Here is a 7,122-nt window from a genome sequence, read left to right on the forward strand (position 1 = left end):
TACAAGTTCCTACCGCAAGAAAGGATACAACACCACTATTTATCGAGCAAATGCTCGTGCTGCTTGAATCAACCGTAATCGTGACAGGCAAACCAGAAGTCGAGATCGCGGTGGGCGTATACGTTGCGCCACCCACTGTCGCATCGGTGGGAGTTGTACTGGTGAAACTAATGGTTTGTGAGGCCTGATTAACTGTGATGGTAATCGGATTTGAGGTGGTTTCTAGATAATTTGCATCCGCCGCTTTAGTCGCTGTTACCGTACACGTACCGCCACCAATACCCGTTAACGTAGTGCCACTAATCGAACAATTGGCACTGCCCGTTACTACCGCATAACTCACAGCACCGCTACCAGAACCGCCTGTAGTGGATAAGGTGGAAGTACTGTTGTATACAATAGTACTGGGTGTGGCAATAGCTGTTAAAGGAACTTGAATACCTTCACCGAAACTGGTGTCTACACTGATCATTTGCTGCATTTGCGGGGCCGCTGCATAATTATCATTTCCAGCCTGATTGGCATTAATCACGCAGATACCGTCTGCTATAAATGAAACAACACTACCACTTAGTGTACATATACTGGTACTGCTGGCATCAATAGACAAGGTAACGGGCAAGCCAGAAGTTGAGACCGCTGTGGGAATGTACGTTGCTCCACCAACTGCCGCATTGGTGGGGGCAGTACTGAGAAAATTGATGGTTTGAGCTTTAGGTTGAGTATTTTTCAGAGTAATCGCTTTGGGGGCTGTATCGCTTACAGAAAATAAACAATATCCATTGCTAATCGGTGTACATACAACACCTAAATCCTCAATTGTGTAGCCTGGCGTATTGATTTTAATCCCAGCTGCTGGATACACATGATTATGCGCTATCGTGCTTATGCTCAAATTTAATGCGGACACATTATAATATTGGCAGCTTAATATACCCAATCCATTAAGGCACAGAGTAATATTCACTTCTGCCGAAAAGCCTGTTGCTGTTACATTGAAGAGAGGGCCTGTACCTGTATTTGCTGTCGCTAACTGACTAATCGATAGCAGTAAAAAATATAGGGGGATTAAAATCCTTTTCATAGTGTTCCTTATTTAAATATTTAAATGGGAAACCTTCAATGGCATACACTAAGTCCTACACCTATCCCTTCGAATGCCTAATTTGTGTTTTAAAGGTTTCGATAAAATTAATACGATTATTTAACACTAATTATTCTTAACATTTTAAACCTGCGCATATGCTACCATCTTACTAAAAGATTAATCAACTAAAGATTGATCAAATGGACAAACTGTAGATCAATTTGATAATGAATGGTAGATGTTTAATTCAAAGATTTAGCGCCTACTCTAAACTTCAGGCTTAATTAATGGTTATTTTCGCTTCTTATTTACTTTAAATATTTTCACACTTTTAATCGTATTATCACTTATTTTTAAAATTTCAATACGATAATTATCTATGATTAAACAGGATTCCGCAGGGGGAATATAGCCAAGATACTCAACAATCAAGCCACTTAAGGTCTTGGGGCCGATCAAAGGCAATTGCCATCCCATTAAACGATTTAGATGACGCAAGGTTAAACCAGCATCCACAATAACTGAATTGTCACTTTGAGGAATAATATCTCGACTCAGTGCTGCAATATCTGTAGTGAATTCACCCACAATTTCTTCAAGGATATCTTCCATAGTAACCAGCCCTAAAATATTTCCGTATTCATCAACAACAAATGAACTTCGTTTTTTCATTTTTCTAAAATTTAAAATTTGAATATTTAATGGGGTTGCTTCAGGAATGTAATAAGGAGCATCGCCTGCACTCAATAGATTATTCATATTAAGTTTATTCTCTAATGCCAAATTCAATACATCACGAACATGTATCATTCCTACCAGGTTATCGATAGTACTTCGATATAAAGGTAATCGAGTATGCTGTGCGGTTTCTAATTGTTCAAGAAGTTGTAGCCATGGCTGCTCCAAATCAATTCCTACAATTTCTGCCTTCGGAATCATAATGTCTTCAACAGTGGCCGTTTCTAAATCTAATAAACTGATTAACATCCCTTTATGTTCAATTGGCAATAATCCTGCAGTTTCATGGACCAATGAACGTAATTCTTCTCCTGTTAATGCTTCTTTTTGAACACGATCAATAGAGATATGAAACACACGTAAAACACTGTTTGAAATGAAGGAACTTATCCACACTAATGGCGCAAAAAGTTTTTGTAGCATTTTTAGCGGTAATGAGCTAGCAAAAGCAACTTGCTGTGGATAAATGGCTGCATATGTTTTAGGTATCATTTCGGAAAATACCAAAATAATCAGAGTTAACAAAACAGTAGCAATAGCTACTCCTGCATCACCATATAAGCGCTGACCTATTAAGGTAGCAATCGTTGAGGCAACAATATTTGCCAACGTATTGCCAATTAATACGATACTTAATAACAGATCAGGTCGTGAAAGAATTTGATTAACTCGTATTGCTTGCTTATTGTTTTTTTTAACCAAATGCTTGAGCTTATAGCGATTAATAGACATCATGCCTATTTCAGCCCCTGCAAAAAAAGCGGCGAGAATAATTAAGAAAAACAATAAGATAAATAGCGTAGAAAGATGGAGATCCACCGAATTTCCTTAAGCTTACTTATGCCAGAAAATAAAGTATCATATGGTGCACAAGAAAGCGAGACAAGAAGAATAACCAATCTTTATCGTTGCAAACCAAGGTCTACAACGATTGTGTATAAAAGACTGAAAACTTAGTTTTTATCATTAAAACGCGCTATACTGGCCATAATTTCATCCAAAGCAACATTAGCATCTACCCAGCCATCAACTTTAACCCATTTGCCCACTTCCAAATCTTTATAGTGGGTAAAAAAATGCGTTATCAAATTTAATAAATGTTGAGGCAAATCTGTGTAAGAGTGCACCGAATCATAGATGTTGGTTAATTTATTAGTGGGAACAGCTAATAACTTGGCATCGGTCCCGGACTCATCCGTCATTTTTAACATCCCTACAACACGACATGAAATTACTGAAGCATTAATTAGAGGAGCGGGTGTAACTACCAGCACATCAACTGGGTCCCCATCTTCAGATAAAGTATTAGGAATGTAACCGTAGTTAACTGGATAAAACATGGGTGTTGATAAAAAACGGTCAACAAATAATGCACCAGACTCTTTGTCTACCTCATATTTAACTGGCTCACTATGCATGGGAATTTCAATAATAACATTAATTTCACTTGGAACATTATTCCCAGCCTTAATCTTCATTAAACTCATTTATTTCACCTTTAATCTAAATTAATATAATTTCTGTTCAAACCCATGCTAATACGCCGCTATTATGCGAAAATTCATCTCAAAAGGCAAAGAGAAGCTGTTGCAACATGCACAAGAAATGTATAATAACTTTTTTACCCATCATTAAGGATGCTTATGGATTGCTTGTTTTGCAAAATTGCTGAAGGCTCAATTCCTACTGCGATAGTTTATGAGGATGAGGAGATAATGGCTTTTCGCGATCTTAATCCACAAGCCCCTACACATCTGTTAATCATACCCAAGCAACACATTGATACAATTAATGATATCGAGGATAAGGAGCAGGCCCTATTGGGAAAAATGATTTTAAGAGCAAAAAAAATTGCTCGGGCTGAAGGACACGGTGATACTGGTTACCGATTAGTTTTTAATATTAATCCCGATGGAGGCCAGACGGTTTATCACATTCATTTACATTTACTTGGTGGTCGAAAAATGACATGGCCTCCAGGTTAGGAATTATATTATTATGCATGAACTTTATAAAAATTTGTTAATCGAATTAGGAGAAGATGTTACTCGTGAAGGTTTAGCAGATACACCTGTGCGCGCAGCAAATGCGATGCTCTATTTAACTAAAGGTTATCGTGAAAACTTGAACGATATAATTAATGATGCCTTATTTGACTCAGATATGAGCGAAATGGTTATTGTGAACGACATTGAAATGTATTCCATGTGTGAACATCACCTATTGCCCTTTTTGGGTAAATGCCATGTTGGCTACATCCCCAATGGTAAAGTGATTGGTTTATCTAAAATTGCGCGTATTGTGGATTTTTTTGCACGACGTTTACAGATTCAAGAACGCTTGACTACCGAAATTGCTAATTGCGTCGAATCAATTACTGGAGCTCATGGAGTAGCGGTAGTTATTGAAGCGAAACATCTGTGTATGATGATGCGCGGGGTTGAAAAACAAAACTCAGTAATGAGTACTTCTGTCATGCTTGGTGATATGCGTAATAATCCAACAAGCCGAGCTGAGTTTTTGACTTTGATTCGGAAAAATTAATCCAGTAATCTCCCGTAATGAGCTTCAAAGGTTGGTTTCAGGGAAATTATAATGATTAAGGCTTTATGATAGATTTTATTGGCCCTGATGAAAGTACCCTAGTATTGTGTATGAATGCCGTAATGTAATCATTCACTTTAATTTGTGTTATTCCAATCCAGATGTGAATACCAATTAATAGTCTTTTGTATTGCTTGTTGTAAATTTATCCCCGGAACTAATCCTAACTCTTCTCGAGCTCTACTAATATCAGGCACATATCGTTCAGGAGGACGTGTTGAAGGAATTTGCTTAATGTTTATTGACGGTGACGGTCTAAAATTATTAGCAACTTGATGGGCCAGCTCCCTAATATTTAATGCTTCATCAGAACCTACATTATAAGGACGCATTGTTTTTCCTCTAAACAAAATAGTCCATAACCATATTGCTAAGTCTGCTGCGTATAAGTAAGATCGATAAGAAGATCCATCACTATTAACAATAATGGTTTTTTGTTGCAAACCATCTCTAATAAAATTACCAATTGCAAAATGACTTTCAAGGGGTAAATGAGGACCGACAAAAGCAAAACATCTCGCTATTTTAATATTTAAATTAAATTGCGTTGCATAATAGTCGCAAAGTTCTTCTGCTTTGCGCTTCCCTCTTGCATAGGCTGATGCTTCATTAAGTGAATAAGATGAAGAATTTTCAAATAGATGACTAATATTAGCAGGCTGCCTACCGTAAATAGCCCCCGAGCTTGTTAATAAAATACTTCTGACCCCCGCTTGCCTTGCAAAATCTAGGGTGTGTACTGTTCCTTGAGTAATTGTTTGAAACATTAGTTCCGGGTACTCACTATCAGTGTCTGTCGCTGCGTGAATAATGTAAGAAAATTCTCCTTCAGGAAATTTAAAATTCTGTACATCACCTTTGTGAACTATTAGACAAGGTTCTAAAAATAAATGTGGACACTTTTTTTTAAATTGCTCAGGGCTACGCGTTAATATAACAGCAGTGGTATTCAACTTAAATAGTTTGTTAGCTGAAACCAAACTCTCTAAAAGCCAACATCCAAAAAAACCAGTCCCCCCTGTAATAAATATACGTTGATTACGGAGATTCTCCCATAAGGGATTAGTGTGCAGAAGAATATAATCAAGATCATTAGCTAACAGTTTCACTTTGATACATCCTGTTTATTATTTCCCACTGACTACTGAACTGAGCCACGCCTGAGCTTAAAGATCTCAAAAATCATTGGATAGTATACTTTCTTATATTTTAACGATGGGATCGGTTACATTCAATCAAATTCTCTGCCAATATTAAGATATTTTTTTGTTTTTTTACTTTCATTGAGATTGCCAATCTTAATAAAAAATTTAATTTTGAACAATCCAATTTTAAAAAGACATATTTTTTAGAAAGTAAATTTACCTATAGATTTTATTTTAAATTTACAATAAAATTGCATTTTGGTTACCATAACTGATAAGGATATTATTATGATTTTTTCTTTAAAGAGTTCTAAAATTAAATTGGCTAGCGTATTTTTGTCTACGCTTTTCTTAATTAATACACCATATGCTGCAAAAAATCCTTACACCATTGATAAAGACGGTGTTGTAGGACAAAACTTTTTTCCATATTACAGTTTAGGTGGTGGATATGGCAACTTTCAGTCCATGCATGGTAATACTGGAGACACTGGATTTAGTCGTTTGGCAATTGGTTCTTTATTTAATTTCCGTCCCTATATCTTAGTAGGGGCTGAATTAGGTGTTCAGTCTGGCAGCCGCATGCAACTGAGCAGTCGAACTACTGCTCCCTTTTTTATTGGCGTTGTGGATCCTTTGCCAGTATTTCTTACAATATACCCTCTTATCGATATCTTAGGTACATTAAAATATCATTTTACTTCTCCAATTTTTGCTCAAGTTAAAGCTGGTGGTGTTTATATGAAATCAATGATTACTGACGCAAATATTCATAGTACTTCTCAATGGAACGCTGAGCTACAAGTTGGCGCAGGTTATGATGTTACAACTAATACACGTCTCATATTGAGTTACCAACGCTTTTTCGGCAATACACAACGATTAAGTCAAGTGAATTTAGAAGAAGGAACTGCGAGATATGCTAACATGCCAACTTGGCAAGGTGGCTTAGTTTCTATAGAAGTTAACTTTTAATTAGGGATAAAATAACCATGAAGATGCCAAATTTCACAAAACGTGCTTTAGTCACTGCTTTAGGAACTTTAAATCTGTTTCCCTTCATTGTTTCTTCTACTTCATATGCAGCTATCACTCCTGAACAAGCCGTATGTCTAAATAATTTGAGACCTAGACATGCTAATCCCGTTAGCGAAGGAACTATGAATCAGATTTTAACGTGTCTGATTAATACAGGATTAGGTATAGGCGCCACTGGACCTACTGGAGCCACTGGAATAAATGGAGCGACTGGTGCCACTGGAATAAATGGAACGACTGGAGCCACTGGTGCGACTGGACCTGCTGGACCAGCAACTGGTGCGACTGGAGCTACTGGGGATACAGGTGCAACTGGAAATACTGGCCCAACTGGTCCAACTGGAGATACTGGTCCAACTGGAGATACTGGTCCAACTGGAGACACTGGCCCAACTGGAGATACTGGCCCAACTGGAGATACTGGTCCAACTGGAGACACTGGTCCAACTGGAGACACTGGTCCAACTGGAGACACTGGTCCAACTGGAGACACTGGTCCAACTGGAGACA

The 7,122-nt window shown here is 37.5% G+C and carries 7 protein-coding genes and 1 pseudogene; 4 read left to right on the top strand and 4 right to left on the bottom strand.

Annotated features, from left to right (window positions below):
• The 3 genes and pseudogenes from WA877_RS05185 to ppa all read right to left on the bottom strand — a co-directional run.
• Positions 1–1,084, bottom strand: a pseudogene (locus tag WA877_RS05185) (hypothetical protein); the annotation flags it as partial.
• 294 nt (positions 1,085–1,378) lie between these two features.
• Positions 1,379–2,644 (bottom strand): HlyC/CorC family transporter, encoded by a 1,266-nt coding sequence (locus WA877_RS05190; RefSeq protein ID WP_425169873.1) that lies wholly within the window; start codon positions 2,642–2,644, stop codon positions 1,379–1,381.
• A 134-nt stretch (positions 2,645–2,778) separates the two neighbouring features.
• Positions 2,779–3,312, bottom strand: coding sequence for an inorganic diphosphatase (gene ppa / locus WA877_RS05195; protein ID WP_425169874.1), 534 nt, complete (start codon positions 3,310–3,312; stop codon positions 2,779–2,781).
• A gap of 156 nt (positions 3,313–3,468) precedes the next feature.
• Between ppa and WA877_RS05200 the strand changes: the two genes are divergently transcribed.
• Both WA877_RS05200 and folE read left to right on the top strand, forming a co-directional pair.
• The gene (locus tag WA877_RS05200; protein WP_425169875.1) at positions 3,469–3,810 is read left to right on the top strand and encodes a histidine triad nucleotide-binding protein; all 342 of its coding nucleotides are present in this window, start codon (positions 3,469–3,471) and stop codon (positions 3,808–3,810) included.
• A gap of 13 nt (positions 3,811–3,823) precedes the next feature.
• Positions 3,824–4,369, top strand: a complete 546-nt coding sequence (folE, locus tag WA877_RS05205) for a GTP cyclohydrolase I FolE (RefSeq protein WP_425169876.1) — start codon at positions 3,824–3,826, stop codon at positions 4,367–4,369.
• Between the two features lie 137 nt (positions 4,370–4,506).
• Here the strand turns inward: folE and WA877_RS05210 are convergent, their stop codons facing one another.
• The gene (locus WA877_RS05210; RefSeq protein WP_425169877.1) at positions 4,507–5,538 is read right to left on the bottom strand and encodes an NAD-dependent epimerase/dehydratase family protein; all 1,032 of its coding nucleotides are present in this window, start codon (positions 5,536–5,538) and stop codon (positions 4,507–4,509) included.
• 324 nt (positions 5,539–5,862) lie between these two features.
• Between WA877_RS05210 and WA877_RS05215 the strand changes: the two genes are divergently transcribed.
• On the top strand, positions 5,863–6,549 hold the full coding sequence (locus tag WA877_RS05215; protein ID WP_425169878.1) for a hypothetical protein: 687 nt from the start codon (positions 5,863–5,865) through the stop codon (positions 6,547–6,549).
• Between the two features lie 17 nt (positions 6,550–6,566).
• Positions 6,567–7,122: hypothetical protein (locus WA877_RS05220; protein ID WP_425169879.1), on the top strand; the 556-nt coding region annotated here is incomplete at its 3' end.

It is taken from the genome of Legionella sp., assembly GCF_049790535.1.
Lineage (GTDB): Bacteria > Pseudomonadota > Gammaproteobacteria > Legionellales > Legionellaceae > Legionella.

Bases quoted from the DNA above. Each gene is read 5' to 3' on its own strand.
- WA877_RS05200 (WP_425169875.1), top strand. From the start codon at position 3,469: ATGGATTGCTTGTTTTGCAAAATTGCTGAAGGCTCAATTCCTACTGCG.
- folE (WP_425169876.1), top strand. From the start codon at position 3,824: ATGCATGAACTTTATAAAAATTTGTTAATCGAATTAGGAGAAGATGTT.
- ppa (WP_425169874.1), bottom strand. From the start codon at position 3,312: ATGAGTTTAATGAAGATTAAGGCTGGGAATAATGTTCCAAGTGAAATT.
- WA877_RS05215 (WP_425169878.1), top strand. From the start codon at position 5,863: ATGATTTTTTCTTTAAAGAGTTCTAAAATTAAATTGGCTAGCGTATTT.